This window comes from Dermacoccus abyssi (assembly GCF_003515945.1).
In the GTDB taxonomy this organism is placed as follows: Bacteria; Actinomycetota; Actinomycetes; order Actinomycetales; family Dermatophilaceae; genus Dermacoccus; species Dermacoccus abyssi.
The window spans coordinates 207,914-225,007 of sequence record NZ_QWLM01000003.1; the positions used below are offsets into that span (position 1 = coordinate 207,914).

Genomic DNA, 17,094 nt, shown 5'->3' on the forward strand with positions numbered 1-17,094 from the left:
TCCTCTCGGCGTTCGGGCTCACGAGCCCGACCAATACTTCCACGCCACGCGACCGACCACCTTGTCCACCGGCACGTACCCCCCGCCGGGGTCACCGAGATGGTTGCGGGAGTCGTCGGAGTCATCTCGGTTGTCGCCCATGACGAACAGCTTTCCCTCGGGCACGCGCACAGAGAACGGCTGCGCCGAGGCTCGCTTCGAGCCCCACCCGAGGTAGGGCTCGGCCACACGTCGACCGTTCACCGTGAGCACGCCCTTGTGGTCGATGACGACGTGATCGCCGCCGACACCGATGATCCGTTTGAGGTAGTCCTGCTCGTCCGGGCGGAACCCGAGCCATCCGGCTGCGGTGTCGATGACGGCGAGCACTCCCCCGCGTTCGGCGGGCTGATAAAGCGAACCCTCGCCGGAGAAGACGACGACGTCACCTCGGGCGAACTCGGCGCGCTTGTCGACGACGATGCGGTCGCCGACCCCGTAGTTCGGTTCCATCGAGCGCGACGGCACGGTGAAGGTCTCGAACCAGAAGGCGTGGACGAGGAGCATTCCGACGACGATGACGCTGAGGAAGCCGATGGCCGTCCGCCGCCAGGGAACGCCGAAGGCGCGACCTCGTCGTGAGGTCGCGCCTTCGGGTGAGCGACCGGGCGCAGCATGACGCTTCATCGCAGGGTCGCTTCGGTTCGTCGCGAGGTTCAGGCCTTCTTGGCCGGAACGGCGTCGCGCTTCTCCTTGATCTTGGCAGCCTTACCGCGCAGGTCGCGCAGGTAGTACAGCTTGGCGCGACGGACGTCACCGCGCGTCAGAACCTCGATCTTGTCGATGACCGGGGTGTGCACCGGGAAGGTACGCTCCACGCCGACACCGAAGGAAACCTTGCGGACGGTGAAGGTCTCGCCGACGCCGCCGCCGTGACGGCGGATGACGACACCCTTGAAGACCTGGACACGCGAGCGCGTGCCCTCGATGACCTTGACGTGGACGTTCAGCGTGTCACCGGCGCGGAAGTCGGGGACGTCGGAGCGCAGGCTCGCCGCGTCGATCGCGTCGAACTTCTTCATGATCTACTCAAATCTGTGGCACACGCAGGTTGCCACGGTCAGGCTCGGCCGGAGCCGAGTTGCTGTCGGTTGTGCGCCTCGTCGAGTCTCATGGTCCGGCGTGTTCGGTGCGGTGATGCCCGAGATGATCTGGATCAAAACCCCGGGGGTACCGACCGGCCGTGCCACTCCCCCTGCGGCGGGGACTCGTCGTGACAAGACGCAAGGACTCATCTTGCCAGAGCGGGCGCGCTCTCACGAAATCGCGCGACCTCCTGGGCACGGGCGTGCGTGGAGCGTCAGCTCTGGCGTCGCTTCTCCAGGTCAACCGTGCCGGAACGGGTGCCCCCACCCGGCATCACCCGGTACTTGGCCTTCTTCGCGAGGCGCAGGACGCGCTCGCCTCCGACGCTTACGTTCACGCGCAAGCGCGTGATGTCGGCGGGCGCTGCGGCCTCGGCGTGCCCGAGCAGCGCGCGACCCAAGCCACGCCCGGAGAGGTCGGGCGCAACCATGAGCCGCGCGATCTCCCACGTGGTCCGACGCTCGGGCAGCCGGCGGGCGCGCACCGAGGCGACGAGACGCCCCTCGCTGCGCACCACCCACGTCGTCCAGTGCGCTTGCGCGTCACGCAGATCATCGACGGTTTCGGCCGGCGCGCCCCACCAGGCGTGCTCCGGCTCGGCACCGGCAACCTCGTCGGCCCAGCAGGCGCGCTGCAGGGTCATGAGTTCGCCGAAGTCGGCGGGCACGAGCGCCTGCGGCACGAGGTCGGTGCCCGCGAGCGCCGCCGACGCGTGAAGCAAGTCGGGGCGCCGGGCGGCCGTTCGTTCGAGGCGCTGCTCGTGCCGCCATGCCGCCACCTTGGCGTGGTCGCCGGAGAGAAGGACCGGCGGAACCTCACGCTCACGCCATGACGCCGGCTTCGTGTAGACGGGGTACTCGAGCAGGCCGTCCTCGTGCGATTCCTCGACGAGCGACTCCGCGTTCCCCATGAAGCCAGGCAGCAGCCGTGCGGCTGCCTCGATCATGGCGAGCACCGCGACCTCACCGCCGTTGAGGACGTAGTCACCCAGGGAGATGACGCGCACGGGCATCACCTCAGCGGCCGCTTCGTAGACGCGTTCGTCGATGCCCTCGTACCGGCCGCAGGCGAAGATCATCCAGGGCTCGTCGGCGAGCTCACGCGCCACCTTCTGCGTGAGCACCTCTCCCCCGGGCCCGGGAACGATGAGCGTCGGCGTGCCCTCGCCGAGGCCACGCACGTGCTCGAGCGCCTCCCACCACGGCTGAGGTTTCATCACCATGCCGGCGCCGCCCCCGTAGGGCGTGTCGTCGACGGTGCGGTGCCGGTCGTGGGCGAAGTCGCGCAGGTCGTGCACGGCGACCTCGAGCAGCCCCTTGCGCTGGGCCTGCCCGGGCAGGCTGAGGTTCAGCGGTTCGAGGTACTCCGGAAAGATCGAGATGATGTCGCAGCGCACGAATCAGGCTTCTTCGGCGACGTCGTCGGGAGCTTCGGAGGGGCGTCCCAACTCCAGCAGGCCGGGCGGCGGTGTGACGACGATGCGGCGCTCGTCCTCGTCGACCTCGGGCACGATCTCCTCGACGAACGGCAGGAGAACGTCGTAGCCGTCCACCCCGTCGACGAGGAGCAGGTCCTGCACCTCCCGCGATTCCAGAGCCTTCACCGTTCCGACGGCCGTGCCGTCCTCGAGGACGACGTCGAAGCCGAGCAGGTCTTCCTCGTACCAGGCGTCGTCCTCGACGAGGTCGTCCGCGGCCGCGAGCAGGTTGATGCCGCGCAGCCCCTCGGCCGCGGTGCGGTCGGGAGCCTCCTCGAACGCCAGGAGGTAGATGCCGTTGTGGACGCGCGACGACCGCAGCGTCAGCGGTCCGCGGTGAGCAGGGTCGGTGACGAAGGCTGCCCCGGCGAGGAAGCGTTCCTCGGGCGAATCGGTGTGCACCTGCACCGTCACTTCACCTTTGAGCCCGTGAGCCTTGCCGATTCGTGCGACGACAACTTCATCCATGCCTCCATTCTGACAGGACATGCCCACGGCTTCGTCGTCCCCGCGGGCAGGGGCGATTCCTACTACGGTTGGGGCAGGACTCACACGGAGGAGAGAACATGAGCAACCCCATGGACCCCCAGAACAACCCGCAGCAGAACTACGGCAACCAGCCGAACTACGGCGCGAACGGCCAGTCGCAGGCTCCCTACGGCCAGGACGGCCAGGCTCCCTATGGTCAGCCCGGTCAGGATGTCTACGGTCAGCAGGCCGAGGGCGGCTTCGGCCAGCCCGGTGGCGCGCCGTACCAGGGCATGACGATGGAGAACAAGAAGGCCCTGCCGGCCCTCATCTGCTCCTTCCTCGGCCTCCTGTGCGGCATCCTCTCGATCGTCGGAATCGTCCTGGGCGTCATCGCCCAGAAGGAAATCCGCGAAAGCAACGGCATGCAGACGGGCGCTGAGAAGGCCAAGCTGGCCATCATCGTGGGCGCCGTCGTCACCATCCTCAACCTGGGTATCGGTATCTGGGTGGCCACTCAGGGCTGACCCCGGCACGAACGACGAAGGGCTGCATCCGCAACGGATGCAGCCCTTCGTCATGTTCACATCAGGGATAGAAGGCCGCGCCGATCGGCAGGTTCCGATACAGCGAGAAGGCGACGCACACCGCGATCAGCACCGGCGCCACGACACCCCGCTGCACCGGGAACATCCACGGACGCGTGCTGCCGGTCCACCGATCCCGAACAACGCTGATCCACCACGCGAGCACCAACGGCACGGCACTCACGAGGAGCGGATTGCTGAAGAAGGCATCGACGATACGCAGGTTGGTGAGGTCGTTCATGGCACGCAGGCCGCCGCAGAAGGGGCAAGCAAGACCGAACAGCGCGATGGACGGGCAGCGTCCCCACGACGCATCGACGTGAGGATCACGCAGGTACAGCACGCCGGAGGCCAGCGCCAAGGATCCGGCGACGACGAACGGCCCCAAGAGACGGCGCTCCCGAGGGCGCTGGTCTCGAGCCACCATGTTTCGGTCATCCCTCAACGCTACCTTTCGCCTGCCGGCGGCCCGGCATCCCCTCCAGACCCGAAGAAACACGAAGCAGCGCTCCCACCTCGTCGAGGTGGGAGGGCTGCTTCGTCGGCGCCCCGGCTCAGCGCGAACGGTCGGTGTCGACGATGTCGACGCGGACCGAACGGCCACCGGCCAGCGCGGAGACCACGGTGCGAAGGGCGGACGCCGTTCGACCGGAACGGCCGATCACGCGACCGAGGTCGTCCGGGTGGACGCGAACCTCGAGAAGTTCACCCCGTCGTCCATCCTTGTGACGCACGACGACGTCGCCGTCATGGTCGACGATGCCCTTGACGAGGTGCTCCAGTGCTTCTTCGAGCACGAGGATCAGGCCTCTTCGGTCTTCTCGGCCTCAGCTGCGGGAGCCTCTTCGGCCTTCTCCTCAGCCTTGGCCTCGTCAGCCTTGGGCTCCTCGGCCTTGTCGGCCTTCTTCTTGGCCGTCGTGGCGCCGCCCTTGGAGGTGTCGGCGTTCTGAGCGGCCTTGAGAGCGGCTTCGTAGAGGGCCTTCTTGTCGGCCTTCGGCTCGGCCGTCTTCAGCGTGCCCTCGGCACCCGGCTCGCCCTTGAACTTCTGCCAGTCACCCGTGATCTTGAGGAGCGCGGCGACCTGCTCGGTCGGCTGCGCGCCGACGGAGAGCCAGTACTGGGCGCGCTCGCCGTCGATCTCGATGAGGCTCGGCTCTTCCTTGGGGTGGTACTTGCCGATCTCCTCGATGGCACGGCCGTCGCGCTTCGTACGGCTGTCCATGACGACAACGCGGTACTGGGGCTGACGGATCTTGCCGAGGCGCTTGAGGCGGATCTTGACTGCCATGGTGGCGGTCTCACTTTCTGTGTAGGTGAACCACGGCGAGACCGCTCGAGCGAACGGGCACGAGCGCAGCCTGACGCGAAGGAAATTTCGCGGATGACCGACGCCGACCGGCGTCCGAACGGGGAACCGTGATTCGGGGTAGGCGTGCATCCGGCCGATTGCCGGGCGCACGGGTACAGTTTCATTCTGCCAGAAGCGAGCCCACCCGCCGAATCCTCTCCCCTCCGTCAGCCGTCCTCGCGCGCGTGCCGCTCGAGGAACTGGTAGACCTCGGTGTCGTCGACGCCGGGGAACGTGCCGGGCGGCATGGCGGCGAGCAGGTGCGAGTGCACGCGAGCGCTCGGCCAGGAGCGCCCGTCCCATCGGCTCGCAAGTTCCTGTGGCGGGCGCGTGCAGCACGACGGGTCGGGGCAGCGCGAGAGCGAACGCTCGGTCGTCTCCCGGCCGCGGAACCACTTGACGTGCTGGTAGGGCGTACCGACGTTGACGGAGAACAAGCCACTCGGCGTGCGGTCCACGAACGCCGAGCACCAGTACGTGCCCGAGCGCGTGTCCGTGTACTGCTGGTAGGAGCGCGACAGGTCGGGCTGATCGAAGACGGCGCGCGCGTCCAGTGCTTGCACACGCGCTGGCCCTCGATCGCGCCCATGGCGTCGGTCGGGAACTGGATGCCGTCGTTCTCGTACGCCTTGTAGATGACGCCGTCGGAGCTGATGCGCATGAAGTGCACGGGGATGTCGAGTACCTTCGTCGCGAGGTTCGTGAAGCGGTGCGCCGCCGTCTCGTAGGAGACGCCGTAGGCATCGCGCAGATCCTCGATGGAGATGTCCTTGGCCTCCTTCGCGTCGAGAAGGCGGCGCCCCACCTCCTTCTCCGGCATGAGCACGGCGGCGGCGAAGTAGTTGATCTCGACGCGCTGGGAGAGGAACTCCGCGTAGTCGGCCGGCACCTCGTGGCCGAGCACGAGATGACCGAGGGCCTGCAGGGCGAGAGACCGTGCGTCGTGCTGGCCGGCCTCCGGCTGCGGCAGATAGATGCGCCGGTTCGCGAGGTCGCTCACCGTCCGGGTTGAGCCGGGAAGATCCGAGGTGTGCACGAGCTGGTAGCCGAGGTGTTCGGCGATGCGGTCCACAGAGGCTCGCGAGACGGGCCCACCACGGTGCCCGACGTCGGAGAGCAACTGCGCAGCCGCGCCCTCGATGTCGGCAAAGTAGTTGTCGGCCTGCCTCATCCGGGTGCGCAGCTCGGCGTTCGCGCGCCGTGCGTGCTCGGGCGTCGCCGCCTGCTCGCTTCGCATCGCCGCCATCGCCTCGTGCATTCCGACGAGGGCCTCGAGCGCCTCGGTGGGCAGCCGCGGTCCGATGCGGACGCTCGGCAGACCGAGCGAGGCGTACGTCGACGCCCGCTGCGCGCGCTCGAGGCGAATCTCGAGGGCTGCTCGCCGTGACGGCGGCGCCGTCGCGAGAAGGTCGGCGAGCGGCACGTCGAGCGCCTCGGCCAGCGACGTGAGGACGGAGAGCCTCGGCTCCCTCTTGCCGTTCTCGATGAGCGAGAGCGCCGACGGGCTCATGCCGATCGCCCCCGCCACGTCACCGAGGGTGCGCTCCGCCTGCTGACGCACGTGACGCAGGCGCCGGCCGATCGTCAGGGCGTCGGGGGCTGCCCGCTCCACGGGCGCCGCCTCCTCGGCCGCAGCACGGGCCGAGGCGAGCCGCCCTTCGCGCATCTTCTCGTTCATGACTCCACTTTCCGGCCTGCGTGACGGCCGTCACGCCAGCTTCGCGGCGAAAGACGGCTCAAACTTGCTCAAAACGTAAATATTCGTCGATCTTTACTCGAAAAGTCTACCTACTTGTGAGTTCTTCTCGGTCAGAGTTGAGTCATCGATCCCCACCGGGCACCTACCAGGGCCCACAGAGGAAGGACTGGAGCCAATGACCTCCGAGCAGATCATCAAGACGATCGACGACCGCGCAGCCGCGATCCAGAAGGACTGGGACACGAACGAGCGCTGGAAGAACGTCGAGCGCGAATACTCCGCACAGGACGTCGCCCGCCTCCAGGGCAACGTGCAGGAGGAGTTCACCCTCGCCAAGCGCGGCGCCGAGCAGCTGTGGGACAAGCTCCACACGGAGGACTTCGTCAACGCCCTCGGCGCACTGACCGGTAACCAGGCCGTCCAGCAGGTCAAGGCAGGCCTCAAGGCCATCTACCTCTCCGGTTGGCAGGTCGCCGGTGACGCCAACCTCGCCGCCCAGACCTACCCGGACCAGTCGCTCTACCCGGCCAACTCCGTGCCGCAGGTCGTGCGCCGTATCAACAACGCGCTCATGCGCGCCGACGAGATCGAGTTCTCCGAGGGCATCAAGTCCGTCGACGAGTGGATCGTCCCGATCGTCGCCGACGCCGAGGCCGGCTTCGGTGGACCGCTCAACGCCTACGAGCTCATGAAGTCCATGATCAACGCCGGTGCCGCGGGTGTGCACTGGGAGGACCAGCTCGCGTCGGAGAAGAAGTGCGGTCACCTCGGTGGCAAGGTGCTCATCCCGACGAAGCAGCACGTTCGCACGCTGAACGCCGCCCGCCTCGCCGCCGACGTCTCGAACGTCCCGTCGGTCGTCATCGCCCGTACGGACGCCGAGGCCGCCACGCTCATCACCTCCGACGTCGACGAGCGCGACCAGCAGTTCCTCACCGGTGAGCGCACCAACGAGGGCTTCTACAAGGTTCGCAACGGCATCGAGCCCTGCATCGAGCGCGCCAAGGCCTACGCCCCCTACGCCGACCTCATCTGGATGGAGACGGGCACGCCGGACCTCGAGCTGGCCAAGAAGTTCGCCGAGGCCGTCAAGGCCGAGTACCCGGACCAGATGCTGGCCTACAACTGCTCGCCGTCGTTCAACTGGCGCAAGCACCTCGACGACGAGACGATCGCGAAGTTCCAGAAGGAACTCGGCGCGATGGGCTTCAAGTTCCAGTTCATCACCCTCGCCGGCTTCCACGCCCTCAACTACTCGATGTTCGACCTGGCTCACGGCTACGCTCGCGAGCAGATGACGGCGTACGTCGACCTGCAGGAGCGCGAGTTCGCCTCGGAGAGCCGCGGCTACACGGCCACGAAGCACCAGCGCGAGGTCGGCACGGGTTACTTCGACCTGGTCTCCACGACGCTCAACCCCGAGTCGTCGACGACCGCCCTCAAGGACTCAACGGAGAGCGCTCAGTTCTGATCGCCACCGTCTGAGTAAGACCAACCCCCGCCCGTGCGGCCACCTGGCTCCGACCGCACGGGCGGGGGTTCACTATCCACCCCGTCCAGCAACCGAACCCACTCCACGAGAGCGCCCGTTTCGGGAATGATGGGGTCACCGTTCCACCTCGCGACGCCTACGGTGTCGCCCCGCGCGCTTCTTCGAAGGAGGGCCCATGAGCTCTTCACCCACCGTCCGCGGCCGGATGCACCCGGGCTTTGACGAGATCCTCACCCCCGACGCCCTCGCGTTCCTCGCGCGCCTCGACGGCGAGTTCGCCGGTCGACGAGCCGATCTTCTCGCGCAGCGTCGCGCTCAGTCGCGCCGCATCAACCGTGGCGCCGATCTCGACTTCTCCCCCGAAGAGATCGCCGCTCGTGAGGACGAGTCGTGGAGCGTCGCGCCCGTCGCCCCGGGCCTCGCCGATCGCCGCGTCGAACTCGTGGTGCCCGTGACGCGCAGCCACGTCGAGCACGCCATGGCATCCAAGGCCTCGACCTGGCTCGCCGACCTCGAAGACGCGACGGCGCCCACCTGGTTCAACCTCATCGACGGCCAGGTCGTCCTGCGTGACGCGGTGCGCACCTACGCGACCCACCCCCAGGGCGGGCGTCCGACGCTCATCATGCGCCCGCGTGCCTGGCACCTGTGCGAGAAGCACATCACGATCGACGGTCGCCCGATCTCGGCCACGCTCGTCGACTTCGGCCTGTACTTCTTCCACAACGCGAAGGCGCTCATCGAAGCCGGCTACGGCCCGTACTTCTACCTGCCGAAGATCGAGTCCGGCGCCGAGGCGCGCCTGTGGAACGACATCTTCAACGCGGCCCAGGACGCCCTCGACATCCCGCGCGGCACGGTGCGCGCCACCGTCCTCATCGAGACACTGCCCGCAGCGTTCGCGATGGAGGAGATCCTCTTCGAGCTGCGCGAGCACGCCTCGGGCCTCAACGCGGGCCGCTGGGACTACATCTTCAGCTACGTGCGCACCTTCGCCCACCGCGGCGACGAGTACGTGCTGCCCGACCGCGAGCGCATCACGATGACGACACCGTTCATGCGCACGTTCACCGACCTGCTCGTCGCCACGGCCCACAAGCGCGGCACGCACGCCATCGCGGCCCCGGCGGCGAACAACCCGACGGTTCAGGACGAGGAGCGCCGTCACCGCGCGCTCAACGTCGTGCACGCCGAGAAGGAGCGTGAGGCCGAGGAGGGCTTCGACGGCTCCTGGGTGGCGCACCCGGCCATGGTCGACACCGTGATGTCGGCGTTCACGCACGTGCTCGGCGACAAGCTCGACCAGATCGAGGTCAAGCGCACGCCCCGTCACGACGCGCACGCGCTCGTCAGCCTCGAAGGCACGATGCAGACCACGAGCCTGCACGGTGTCCGCAGCAACGTCAGCGTCGCGCTGCAGTACCTCGCCGCGTGGATCGACGGCCAGGGCGCCGTCGCCATCGGCAACTACATGGAGGACGCCGCGACGACCGAGATCTGCCGTGCGCAGCTGTGGCAGTGGATGCACCACTCGACGCAGTTGGCCGAAGGTCCGCAGGTCTCGCGTGCCCTGCTCGAGCGCCTCATCGACGAGGAGATGATCAAGCTCAAGCGCGGCGCCGACGCCGACATGCAGTTGCGTCTCGACGAGGCCCGTGAGGTGCTCGAGCGTTCGGCCCTGACCGACGAGCTTCCCGGGTTCTTCACGAACTACGCCTACGTGCGGTTCCTCCTCGACGAAGGTCTGCGCATGCCGCGCGGCCTCGACGCCGAGGACCTGCGTCAGTCGGAGAAGGTTGCCGGCGACGCGGCCTGATCGACACGTGGTAGACAAGGGGATGTGCCGAGAAGTCGGCACATCCCCTTGTTCGTGCCCCGAGTGAAAGGCACCTTCCGATGATCTTCATCGTCGTCAAGTTCGACGTCCGCCCCGAGCACGCCGAGACGTGGATGGACCACGTCGCAGCGTTCACCGAGGCCACCCGCGCCGAGAGCGGCAACCTGTGGTTCGACTGGAGCCGCAGCGTCGAGAACCCCAACGAGTACGTGCTCGTCGAAGCGTTCAAGGACGACGCCGCGGAGGCGCACGTGAACTCCGAGCACTTCAAGACGTTCACCGCCGAGACGCCTGACAAGCTCGCCTCCACGCCGCGCATCATCAGCCGTCAGATCGACGGCGAGGGCTGGGACGAGATGGGCGAGATCAGCGTCGACTGACGGGCCTCGACAACCCCTCAGACGAGACGCGGGCGCAGCCGGAGAGCCGCCCGCGTCACGTCTGCCGGATTGCCGCTGATGCTCGCGACGATGTCGTCACCGCGAGCGACGGTGGCGCCCGCACGCAACAACGCGTCGTGGGCGGCCTCCGCGTTGCCGTCGGCCGACCACACGACGGGCGCCGCTGCGTACCGGGCCGTCGTGAGGGCGGCGTCGAACGGCACGTCGGCGAGGGCCACTCCCCCGAGTTCACGTGCGACCGCGAAGGCCGCAGCGGCCGGCGTGCCCGACCCGCACACGATGACACCCGTGGGCAGATCGTTCGCGGCGTGCGGCGCCGCGGGCCATTCCTCGCGCGTCACGGCGAACGAGTCGTGATCGAACCACGCGCTCCGACCCCCGAGACCGTCGGCCAGCCACAACATCCGGCGCATCGTGCGCTCGCGGCGGAACCCCAGGGAGCGCAGGAGGCCGGCCGACGTGTCGTTGCCGATGCGCACGTTCGCCTCGAGGCGATGAAGCCCCATACCGTGGGGCGCCTGACGCAGCACGATGCCGACGACGAGGGCCATCCCCTCGCGGAACAGACCGGTACCGACGTAGGGATCGAACGCGTTGTAGCCCATGGTGGCGCTCATGAAACGGCCGTGGACGACATTCGTCACGTTGACGCAGCCCACGAGCCCCACCTCGTCACCTGCCACCCGGGCAGCGTCCTTGGCGCGGATGAGAAACGTGCGGTGCGTGGCCGACTGCGCCGCGAGGTGGTGGACGAGGTCGTCCGGGTTGACCGGGTTCCAGCGGCCGATCCGAGACGCTGACCGTGTCATCGCCTCCCGGTACGGCGCGATGTCACCACCGGTCGCCACACTGACGTGGACGCGCTCACCGTCGGCGACGAGGAAGCGTCCGTCGTCCTCACTCAACGACGCGTCCGCGCAGGATGACGTGCGTGGGCGCGGCGAGCACGCGAACGTCGTCGCGCGGGTCGCTCTCGTACTGCACGAGGTCAGCCGGAGCACCCTCGACGAGCGCTTCGTGGCCCAGCCATTCGCGGGCGCCCCACGTCGCCGTGCCGATGGCCTCGGTCGCGCTCATCCCGACGTTGAGCATCTCCTCCACCTCGCGGGCGACGAGACCGTGGGGCAACTGCCCGCCGGCGTCGGTGCCCGCGAAAATACGCAGGCCTGCGTCACGAGCCGCCCCGATGGTCTCGTACCGGCGGGCGTGCAGGTCACGCATGTGAGCGGCGTAGCCGGGGAACTTCTTCTCCCCCGCCTGCGCGAAGCTCGGAAAGTTGTCGAGGTTGATGAGCGTGGGCACGATCGCGATGTCGCGCTCGGCGAACATCGCGATGGTCTCCTCGGTGAGGCCGCTCGCGTGTTCGATGCAGTCGATGCCGGCTTCGGCGAAGTCGACGAGCGACTGCTCACCGAAGCAGTGGGCCGTGACGCGAGCGCCCTCCTCGTGGGCTGCGTCGATCGCCGGTGTGAGGGCCTCCTTGGGCCAGCAGGGTGCGAGGTCGCCGGCGTCGCGGTCGATCCAGTCGCCGACGAGCTTCACCCAGCCGTCGCCGCGGCGGGCTTCCTGACGCACGTAGGCGACGAGGTCCTCCGGCTCGATCTCGTGGGCGAAGTTCTTGATGTAGCGCTTCGTGCGTGCGATGTGACGTCCGGCGCGCACGATGCGCGGCAGGTCCTCGCGATCGTCGATCCAGTGGGTGTCGACCGGTGAACCGCAGTCGCGCAGGAGGAGCGCGCCGGCCGCTCGGTCCGCGAGAGCATGCGCCTCGGCGTTCTCCGGTGCCCCACCGTGCGCCTCGAGGCCCACGTGGCAGTGGGCGTCGACGAGGCCGGGCAGAAAGGTGCCTTCCAGCCGCGTCGCCTCTGCGGTGGCTGCGCCGTCAGGTGTCTCGAAGGTGATGCGTCCGTCGATCACCCACGCTTCGGCCACTTCGTCATCGGGGCCACGCAGGACGCGACCGGTCAGGTGCAGGACGGTGTCGCTCATGCTCGTGACCCTAACGGGAGCCACCGACCCAACGGGCGAGTAGGTGCGATGTTCCTCACGTTGTCCGCCCATTTTCGCCGAGTGGCGGCGATGTGTGGAGAGCCTTCCCAGGCGTGAGCCGTATTCTGAAGATATGTCCGGTTCTGTGGTTCTCGTGCATGGTGTGCGCTCTTCGCGCACCATGTGGCGACCCCAGATCAAGCGCCTGACGAAGCGAGGCTTCCACGTCGTCGCGCCTGATCTTCCCGGTCACGGCGAGCGTCAGGACGAGGAGTTCTCGCTCGCTGCGGCGTTGGCCACCATCGACGAGGCCGTCGCGTCGTGCCCCGAGCCGCCGATGCTCGTCGGGTTGTCACTCGGCGGCTACCTGTCGCTGCAGTACGCCGCCACCACGCAGCGTCCCCTGCGCGCCGTAACGGTGGCGGGGTGCACCGCCGTGCCGAATCGCTTCCTCGCGGTGGCGTTCGGCGCCTACCTCTCCTGGCGGGACCGGCTTCCCGGCAGCGCGGACGACAGCGTTCTCGCCGCGTTCGCGAAGGCCAACTCGCCCAAGGCCGCGCGCCACTACTACGGCGGCGGTCGCGCGAAGGCTCACGTCGTGGCGCCCGTCATGCGCGCACTGGGCCGCCTCGACGTGCTCGAGGCGATCGGTTCGATCGACGTGCCCGTGACGATCATCAACGGCCGGCGTGACGAGTTCCGCATCCACGAGCGCCGCTTCCTCGCGGCCAACGACGCGGCCCGTCTCATCGTGCTCGACGACGCCGGTCACATCTCGAACCTCAACCGGCCCAAGCGCTTCACGAAGGAGCTGCGGGCGGCGTTCGAGCGCGCCGAGCGCCCGCCCCTCGTCGTCGCGTAGCCGACAATTCCTCCACCGGTTGTCCCAGAGTTGGGACGGCGAAGGGCCGACCACTTCGTGTGTGGTCGGCCCTTCACGGTCATGCAGCGCTCTTCGCGCGATCAGTCCTTGTCAGCGCCCGGGCCGAGGAACTTCTCGAAGCCCGGACGGTTAGCGCTGTGCGGTTTCGCTCTGAGTCAGTAGTTGCGCCACGTCATTTCGAGCGCTGTAGGCCGTAATTTCCTCGGTTAGAGGAAACCCCCGCGAGGCTGCAACCTCCGGGGGCGTGACGACCAGACGTAGGAGGTCTGACCGTGAGCGCAACCCTATCCGTCCTCTGTGACATGTTCGCCCGCCTGCAACCGTTCGCCATCATGGCGTTCGTGCCGCTGCTCATGTGGGTGTGGCACTTCGAGACGACGCCGGCCCATGACGAGGCTCGAAAGGGTGTCTGTTCAAGCGACACCCTTGACGACGAGGTGCTCGAGGGGTGGGCCGCATGAGGGGCTACGAGTACGTTCCCGACGAGCAGTTCCCCGACATCCGCCCCGGTGACGTCGTGCGCCTCAAGCACGGGCAGATCCTGTTCACCGTGACGAAGATCGAGCGCACCACGACATACGCCGCGGCCTCCCTGCGCCCCGTCGAACCGCTTACCGCGTCCGGACGCCCCCGAGCGCACGAGAGCCGACGCACCGATCACGTCGTGCTCGTCTCGCGCCCCGACGACTCACAGCCGTTGTCGGAGATCCCCTGGGAACCGCGCGACATGCAACGCCAGATCGACAACCTCATGCGCCAGGAACAGCGCGCCAGCGAGGACGCGCGGCGGTTCGAGGCTCGTCTCGGTCGCTTGGCTGCCTCGGGCGTGCAGGTCGAGATGTGCGAGCCGGGAACCGTCGACCAGGGCAACGCCTACGGCGAGATCAGCCAATGGCGCAACGGCGCCGACATCGTGACCCGAGTGTCCATCGACCAGCGGCTGACACCTCCGAAACGTCTGCGCATCCTGCGCTACATCGAGGACGCTCTCGACGACCTCGCGGCCGGCGTGTCCGGGGTTGGCGAGTGGCAGCAGACCAAGCGCGGCGAACCGTGGCGCGGCATCCTGTTCGGCACGCCTCCCGAGGCCACCCGATGAACGCGCCGCGCCCCTACCGCCGCGGCGGACGTGGTTCCGCGCGCACGCGAGGCGAGGCTGACAGAGATCTGTCACCTGAGCCCGACATCCTCGCAGGCGCGACCGGGCCGATCACTTTCGCGGCTCCACGAAAGGCATGAACGGTTCCCGGCGCCGGGGGTGCTTCCCGGCGCCGGGCCTTCACCAGTCCGCTCGATGACCTAAGTAGTACCGAGGGCATCGAGCGATCTGGTGAGGGGGTGCACAACACGCACACCCTCGAGCACCGGGGTACGCACGAACCGCGTACCCCCTACCCCAGCGGCGCTGACAGGGCATCAGCCGCACCACCAAAACGAACGCCTCCGGTGATGGAAACCGAGACTCAGTAACCGGGCTGAGTCGCCCGCCGACGTAGCTGCAGACGCGTCCACGCGGGTTCGCGCACAGCCGCGTCTCGACCCGAGGCGGGGCTATGCGGCGTGGGCGAGACGCGTGTTTCGGCAATTGGGAGGGCGAGACTTGGGAGGGTCTCGGAAGGCACAGCACAAGCCGGTACGGCACTGTCAATGGCAGAATGGTCGGATGCCGACCGCCCGCGTCTATATCGACGCTCTTAACCTCTACTACGGAGCCCTGAAGGGAACCGAGTACCGGTGGCTTGACCTCGAAGCTCTGAGTGACCGGCTGCTCCCGCACTTCAGCGTCGATCGAATCGTCTACTGCACCGCGATGGTCAAACCAAAGCCTCACAACCTCGACGCTGGACAGCACCAAGCCGAGTACATCCGCGTCCTCAACCAGCTGCCTCGCGTGGAGGTCATCAAAGGCACGTTCAAGGTGCGGGAGACCTACATGGCAAGGGTAAGTGAGCAGTCCTGCCAGTGTTGCAACGGCCCAACCACGGGGTACTGCCTTTGCTGTGGGTATCCGACCGTGAAGGTGTCGAAGACGGAAGAAAAGGGCTCAGACGTCAATGTTGCGGTCCAGCTAGTGAAGGACGGTTTGCAGGGGAATTTCGACACGGCACTCGTTATCAGCAACGACAGTGACATTCAGCCAGCCGTGGATGTCGTTCGCGCGGCTGGACGTCGAGTAATCACAGCAAACCCCCGCGGCACCAAGCACAGCGCCCTCGTCGGCGACGAGAAGCGCAACATTCGCAACGCGGCGCTGGCAGCGTCGCAGCTGGCAAATCCGTTCGCGATGCCTAGCGGACAGAGCGTGCATGCCCCTACGGGTTGGACCTCCGCCACGCCGAAACCCGCCGCCAACTAGCAGATCGAGCGAGGATGCCGTAGGCTAAAAGCACCAACCGAGCCGCTCTGCGGCGAGGCCCAAGAGCCGGTCACATATGTGACCGGCTCTTTTGTGTCGCAGCTAAATTCGGGGCGATGTCACCCCTCGGTGCCACACTCCCCGCATGGCTGGCGGCATGAACTCACGGCACGCGTACGGCGTCCCCATCGGCGTACGAGCCGGCATGGATGAGGCACCAGACGCGCGACCGTGGGAGACCCCACCGGCCGTGCCTGTCACGACCGTTCAACCGCGCACCCGGCACGTTCTCGTCGAGATCGCCGGCGCTTGGATAGAAGCACTCGCCCTCGAGCTGCGCCATGCTGGCGACTCATGGGACGTCCACACCGCGTACGTTCTGCCAGGCGCCGGCCTCGTCGACGAGTGGGCGCCGATCAGCCGCATTCGCCCGCTCCACTCGCGCCGAGCCCTACCGTGGCGTGCATGAACCTCTCAGCCGCGGTCGCTGCTCAACTCCGTGCCGAACGTGTCGAGGCGCGCATGCCCTTCGAGACGCTTGAGGTGCTCGCCGAGATACCGGCCAACGACCTCCGGGCTTTCGAGGATGGGCGACGAGAGCCGAGCCTCGAGCAGTTGCAGCAACTCGCCGCGGTGCACGGGTTCAAGCTCTCGGCGTTCCTGGAAATGTATGAGGAGCGGTGCCTCGAGGGCTCTACGATCAGCCTATGAACCGTCGCCTCGCCCTTGCGGCCGCACCCCTCGCCCTGCTCGCCGCCTGCTCATCCGGTGGCGGCTCGTCCAGCCCGTCCACCGTGACGCAGACCGTCACTACGACGTCGAGCGCCGAGTCTGAAACGAGCGCGCCGAGCGAGTCCTACCCGACACCACCCGACGACGCCACTGCTACTGAGCCGACAGGACTCGATGCCAACCTGACGACGGAGCAGCGCGACAACTTTCAGTCGTTCCGCCTCACAATGAACGCCGTCGTCCCAAAGTCATACGGTCTCAGTGACACCAACATGGTGGGCCTAGCTGCCTATATCTGCAGCCAGGCGCAGACGGGCCAGCCAAAGAGTGTCATCGAGCTTGCGGTTCCCGGCGTCGTGAAGCGTCTTGACGCCAGTCAGCCGGAGTGGGACGAGAATGACGCGGCCAAGGCCGTGGACAAGGCCGAAGTCATCTACTGCGAGGACGAATGGTCGGCTGACTGATCGCTGTGGGAACCAAGTTCGCAAAGGCGGGGGGGGCTCGGGGGGATACGAGTAGCCCTGTGCGGGAGAGGGCCAGTGAGGCGAGGGCCCGGGCCCCCTCCCTGGGGTCAACCGGCGCCACAGGAGACGTTTTTTTCGAGGTAGAGAGAGGGAAGCCCTATGCCCTGAGAGGGCCTTAGCGGCCATGGGTAGGGGAACCTCCCCTGGGAGTCGCAAGGGTGCGCCCCGCCGCTCGC

Annotated in this window: 20 protein-coding genes and 1 pseudogene; 11 read left to right on the plus strand and 10 right to left on the minus strand. The window is 67.5% G+C overall.

What is annotated here, in order from left to right:
* Positions 1–18: 18 nt before the first annotated feature.
* From lepB to rimM, 4 genes are all read right to left on the minus strand, one after another.
* Positions 19–666: a signal peptidase I gene (lepB, locus tag D1832_RS04040; protein ID WP_118912715.1), complete on the minus strand. Its 648-nt coding sequence runs from the start codon at positions 664–666 to the stop codon at positions 19–21.
* 29 nt (positions 667–695) lie between these two features.
* Positions 696–1,061: a 50S ribosomal protein L19 gene (gene rplS / locus D1832_RS04045; RefSeq protein WP_118912716.1), complete on the minus strand. Its 366-nt coding sequence runs from the start codon at positions 1,059–1,061 to the stop codon at positions 696–698.
* A gap of 278 nt (positions 1,062–1,339) precedes the next feature.
* Complete coding sequence (gene trmD, locus D1832_RS04050; protein ID WP_118912717.1) at positions 1,340–2,521, minus strand: tRNA (guanosine(37)-N1)-methyltransferase TrmD; 1,182 nt, start codon at positions 2,519–2,521, stop codon at positions 1,340–1,342.
* 3 nt (positions 2,522–2,524) lie between these two features.
* Positions 2,525–3,070 carry a ribosome maturation factor RimM gene (rimM, locus tag D1832_RS04055; protein WP_118912718.1) on the minus strand — a complete coding sequence of 182 codons (546 nt, stop codon included), beginning with the start codon at positions 3,068–3,070 and terminating at the stop codon, positions 2,525–2,527.
* A gap of 98 nt (positions 3,071–3,168) precedes the next feature.
* Here rimM and D1832_RS04060 point away from each other — a divergent pair, with 98 nt between their 5' ends.
* Positions 3,169–3,597, plus strand: a complete 429-nt coding sequence (locus D1832_RS04060; RefSeq protein ID WP_118912719.1) for a DUF4190 domain-containing protein — start codon at positions 3,169–3,171, stop codon at positions 3,595–3,597.
* Between the two features lie 61 nt (positions 3,598–3,658).
* On the opposite strand, the gene D1832_RS04065 is transcribed toward D1832_RS04060, so the two are convergent.
* The 4 genes and pseudogenes from D1832_RS04065 to D1832_RS04080 form a co-directional block, all read right to left on the minus strand.
* Complete coding sequence (locus D1832_RS04065) at positions 3,659–4,045, minus strand: DUF2752 domain-containing protein (RefSeq protein WP_182434651.1); 387 nt, start codon at positions 4,043–4,045, stop codon at positions 3,659–3,661.
* 166 nt (positions 4,046–4,211) lie between these two features.
* Entirely contained in the window at positions 4,212–4,454 is a 243-nt protein-coding gene (locus D1832_RS04070) for an RNA-binding protein (RefSeq protein ID WP_047311979.1), read from the minus strand.
* A gap of 5 nt (positions 4,455–4,459) precedes the next feature.
* Entirely contained in the window at positions 4,460–4,945 is a 486-nt protein-coding gene (gene rpsP / locus D1832_RS04075) for a 30S ribosomal protein S16 (RefSeq protein ID WP_047312203.1), read from the minus strand.
* Between the two features lie 227 nt (positions 4,946–5,172).
* Positions 5,173–6,683, minus strand: a pseudogene (locus D1832_RS04080) (helix-turn-helix domain-containing protein).
* A 196-nt stretch (positions 6,684–6,879) separates the two neighbouring features.
* On the opposite strand from D1832_RS04080, the gene aceA reads away from it, so the two are divergent.
* From aceA to D1832_RS04095, 3 genes are all read left to right on the plus strand, one after another.
* Positions 6,880–8,175, plus strand: coding sequence for an isocitrate lyase (gene aceA, locus D1832_RS04085; protein ID WP_118912721.1), 1,296 nt, complete (start codon positions 6,880–6,882; stop codon positions 8,173–8,175).
* Positions 8,176–8,371: 196 nt separating this feature from the next.
* Complete coding sequence (gene aceB / locus D1832_RS04090) at positions 8,372–10,012, plus strand: malate synthase A (RefSeq protein WP_118912722.1); 1,641 nt, start codon at positions 8,372–8,374, stop codon at positions 10,010–10,012.
* 80 nt (positions 10,013–10,092) lie between these two features.
* On the plus strand, positions 10,093–10,413 hold the full coding sequence (locus D1832_RS04095; RefSeq protein WP_118912723.1) for a putative quinol monooxygenase: 321 nt from the start codon (positions 10,093–10,095) through the stop codon (positions 10,411–10,413).
* Positions 10,414–10,430: 17 nt separating this feature from the next.
* On the opposite strand, the gene D1832_RS04100 is transcribed toward D1832_RS04095, so the two are convergent.
* A complete protein-coding gene (locus D1832_RS04100; RefSeq protein WP_206609346.1) occupies positions 10,431–11,339 on the minus strand; it encodes a GNAT family N-acetyltransferase in 909 nt (302 codons plus the stop codon).
* The gene (locus D1832_RS04105; protein WP_118912724.1) at positions 11,332–12,423 is read right to left on the minus strand and encodes an amidohydrolase family protein; all 1,092 of its coding nucleotides are present in this window, start codon (positions 12,421–12,423) and stop codon (positions 11,332–11,334) included. The genes D1832_RS04100 and D1832_RS04105 overlap by 8 nt, the downstream gene beginning before the upstream one ends.
* A gap of 133 nt (positions 12,424–12,556) precedes the next feature.
* Between D1832_RS04105 and D1832_RS04110 the strand changes: the two genes are divergently transcribed.
* The 7 genes from D1832_RS04110 (at position 12,557) to D1832_RS04135 (ending at position 16,858) form a co-directional block, all read left to right on the plus strand.
* Entirely contained in the window at positions 12,557–13,285 is a 729-nt protein-coding gene (locus tag D1832_RS04110; protein WP_118912725.1) for an alpha/beta fold hydrolase, read from the plus strand.
* A gap of 293 nt (positions 13,286–13,578) precedes the next feature.
* Complete coding sequence (locus D1832_RS15115) at positions 13,579–13,767, plus strand: hypothetical protein (protein ID WP_147362604.1); 189 nt, start codon at positions 13,579–13,581, stop codon at positions 13,765–13,767.
* Entirely contained in the window at positions 13,764–14,405 is a 642-nt protein-coding gene (locus tag D1832_RS04115) for a hypothetical protein (protein WP_147362605.1), read from the plus strand. The genes D1832_RS15115 and D1832_RS04115 overlap by 4 nt, the downstream gene beginning before the upstream one ends.
* Positions 14,406–14,969: 564 nt before the next feature.
* The gene (locus tag D1832_RS04120) at positions 14,970–15,662 is read left to right on the plus strand and encodes an NYN domain-containing protein (RefSeq protein ID WP_118912727.1); all 693 of its coding nucleotides are present in this window, start codon (positions 14,970–14,972) and stop codon (positions 15,660–15,662) included.
* A gap of 145 nt (positions 15,663–15,807) precedes the next feature.
* The gene (locus tag D1832_RS04125) at positions 15,808–16,131 is read left to right on the plus strand and encodes a hypothetical protein (RefSeq protein ID WP_118912728.1); all 324 of its coding nucleotides are present in this window, start codon (positions 15,808–15,810) and stop codon (positions 16,129–16,131) included.
* A complete protein-coding gene (locus tag D1832_RS04130; protein ID WP_147362606.1) occupies positions 16,128–16,373 on the plus strand; it encodes a helix-turn-helix domain-containing protein in 246 nt (81 codons plus the stop codon). Before D1832_RS04125 ends, D1832_RS04130 begins: the two co-directional genes overlap by 4 nt.
* The gene (locus D1832_RS04135; RefSeq protein WP_118912730.1) at positions 16,370–16,858 is read left to right on the plus strand and encodes a DUF732 domain-containing protein; all 489 of its coding nucleotides are present in this window, start codon (positions 16,370–16,372) and stop codon (positions 16,856–16,858) included. The genes D1832_RS04130 and D1832_RS04135 overlap by 4 nt, the downstream gene beginning before the upstream one ends.
* Positions 16,859–17,094: the final 236 nt, after the last annotated feature.

Bases quoted from the DNA above. Each gene is read 5' to 3' on its own strand.
- lepB (WP_118912715.1), bottom strand. From the start codon at position 666: ATGAAGCGTCATGCTGCGCCCGGTCGCTCACCCGAAGGCGCGACCTCA.
- rplS (WP_118912716.1), bottom strand. From the start codon at position 1,061: ATGAAGAAGTTCGACGCGATCGACGCGGCGAGCCTGCGCTCCGACGTC.
- rimM (WP_118912718.1), bottom strand. From the start codon at position 3,070: ATGGATGAAGTTGTCGTCGCACGAATCGGCAAGGCTCACGGGCTCAAA.
- D1832_RS04060 (WP_118912719.1), top strand. From the start codon at position 3,169: ATGAGCAACCCCATGGACCCCCAGAACAACCCGCAGCAGAACTACGGC.
- rpsP (WP_047312203.1), bottom strand. From the start codon at position 4,945: ATGGCAGTCAAGATCCGCCTCAAGCGCCTCGGCAAGATCCGTCAGCCC.
- aceA (WP_118912721.1), top strand. From the start codon at position 6,880: ATGACCTCCGAGCAGATCATCAAGACGATCGACGACCGCGCAGCCGCG.
- aceB (WP_118912722.1), top strand. From the start codon at position 8,372: ATGAGCTCTTCACCCACCGTCCGCGGCCGGATGCACCCGGGCTTTGAC.
- D1832_RS04095 (WP_118912723.1), top strand. From the start codon at position 10,093: ATGATCTTCATCGTCGTCAAGTTCGACGTCCGCCCCGAGCACGCCGAG.
- D1832_RS04105 (WP_118912724.1), bottom strand. From the start codon at position 12,423: ATGAGCGACACCGTCCTGCACCTGACCGGTCGCGTCCTGCGTGGCCCC.
- D1832_RS04110 (WP_118912725.1), top strand. From the start codon at position 12,557: ATGTCCGGTTCTGTGGTTCTCGTGCATGGTGTGCGCTCTTCGCGCACC.
- D1832_RS04115 (WP_147362605.1), top strand. From the start codon at position 13,764: ATGAGGGGCTACGAGTACGTTCCCGACGAGCAGTTCCCCGACATCCGC.
- D1832_RS04120 (WP_118912727.1), top strand. From the start codon at position 14,970: ATGCCGACCGCCCGCGTCTATATCGACGCTCTTAACCTCTACTACGGA.
- D1832_RS04125 (WP_118912728.1), top strand. From the start codon at position 15,808: ATGGCTGGCGGCATGAACTCACGGCACGCGTACGGCGTCCCCATCGGC.
- D1832_RS04130 (WP_147362606.1), top strand. From the start codon at position 16,128: ATGAACCTCTCAGCCGCGGTCGCTGCTCAACTCCGTGCCGAACGTGTC.
- D1832_RS04135 (WP_118912730.1), top strand. From the start codon at position 16,370: ATGAACCGTCGCCTCGCCCTTGCGGCCGCACCCCTCGCCCTGCTCGCC.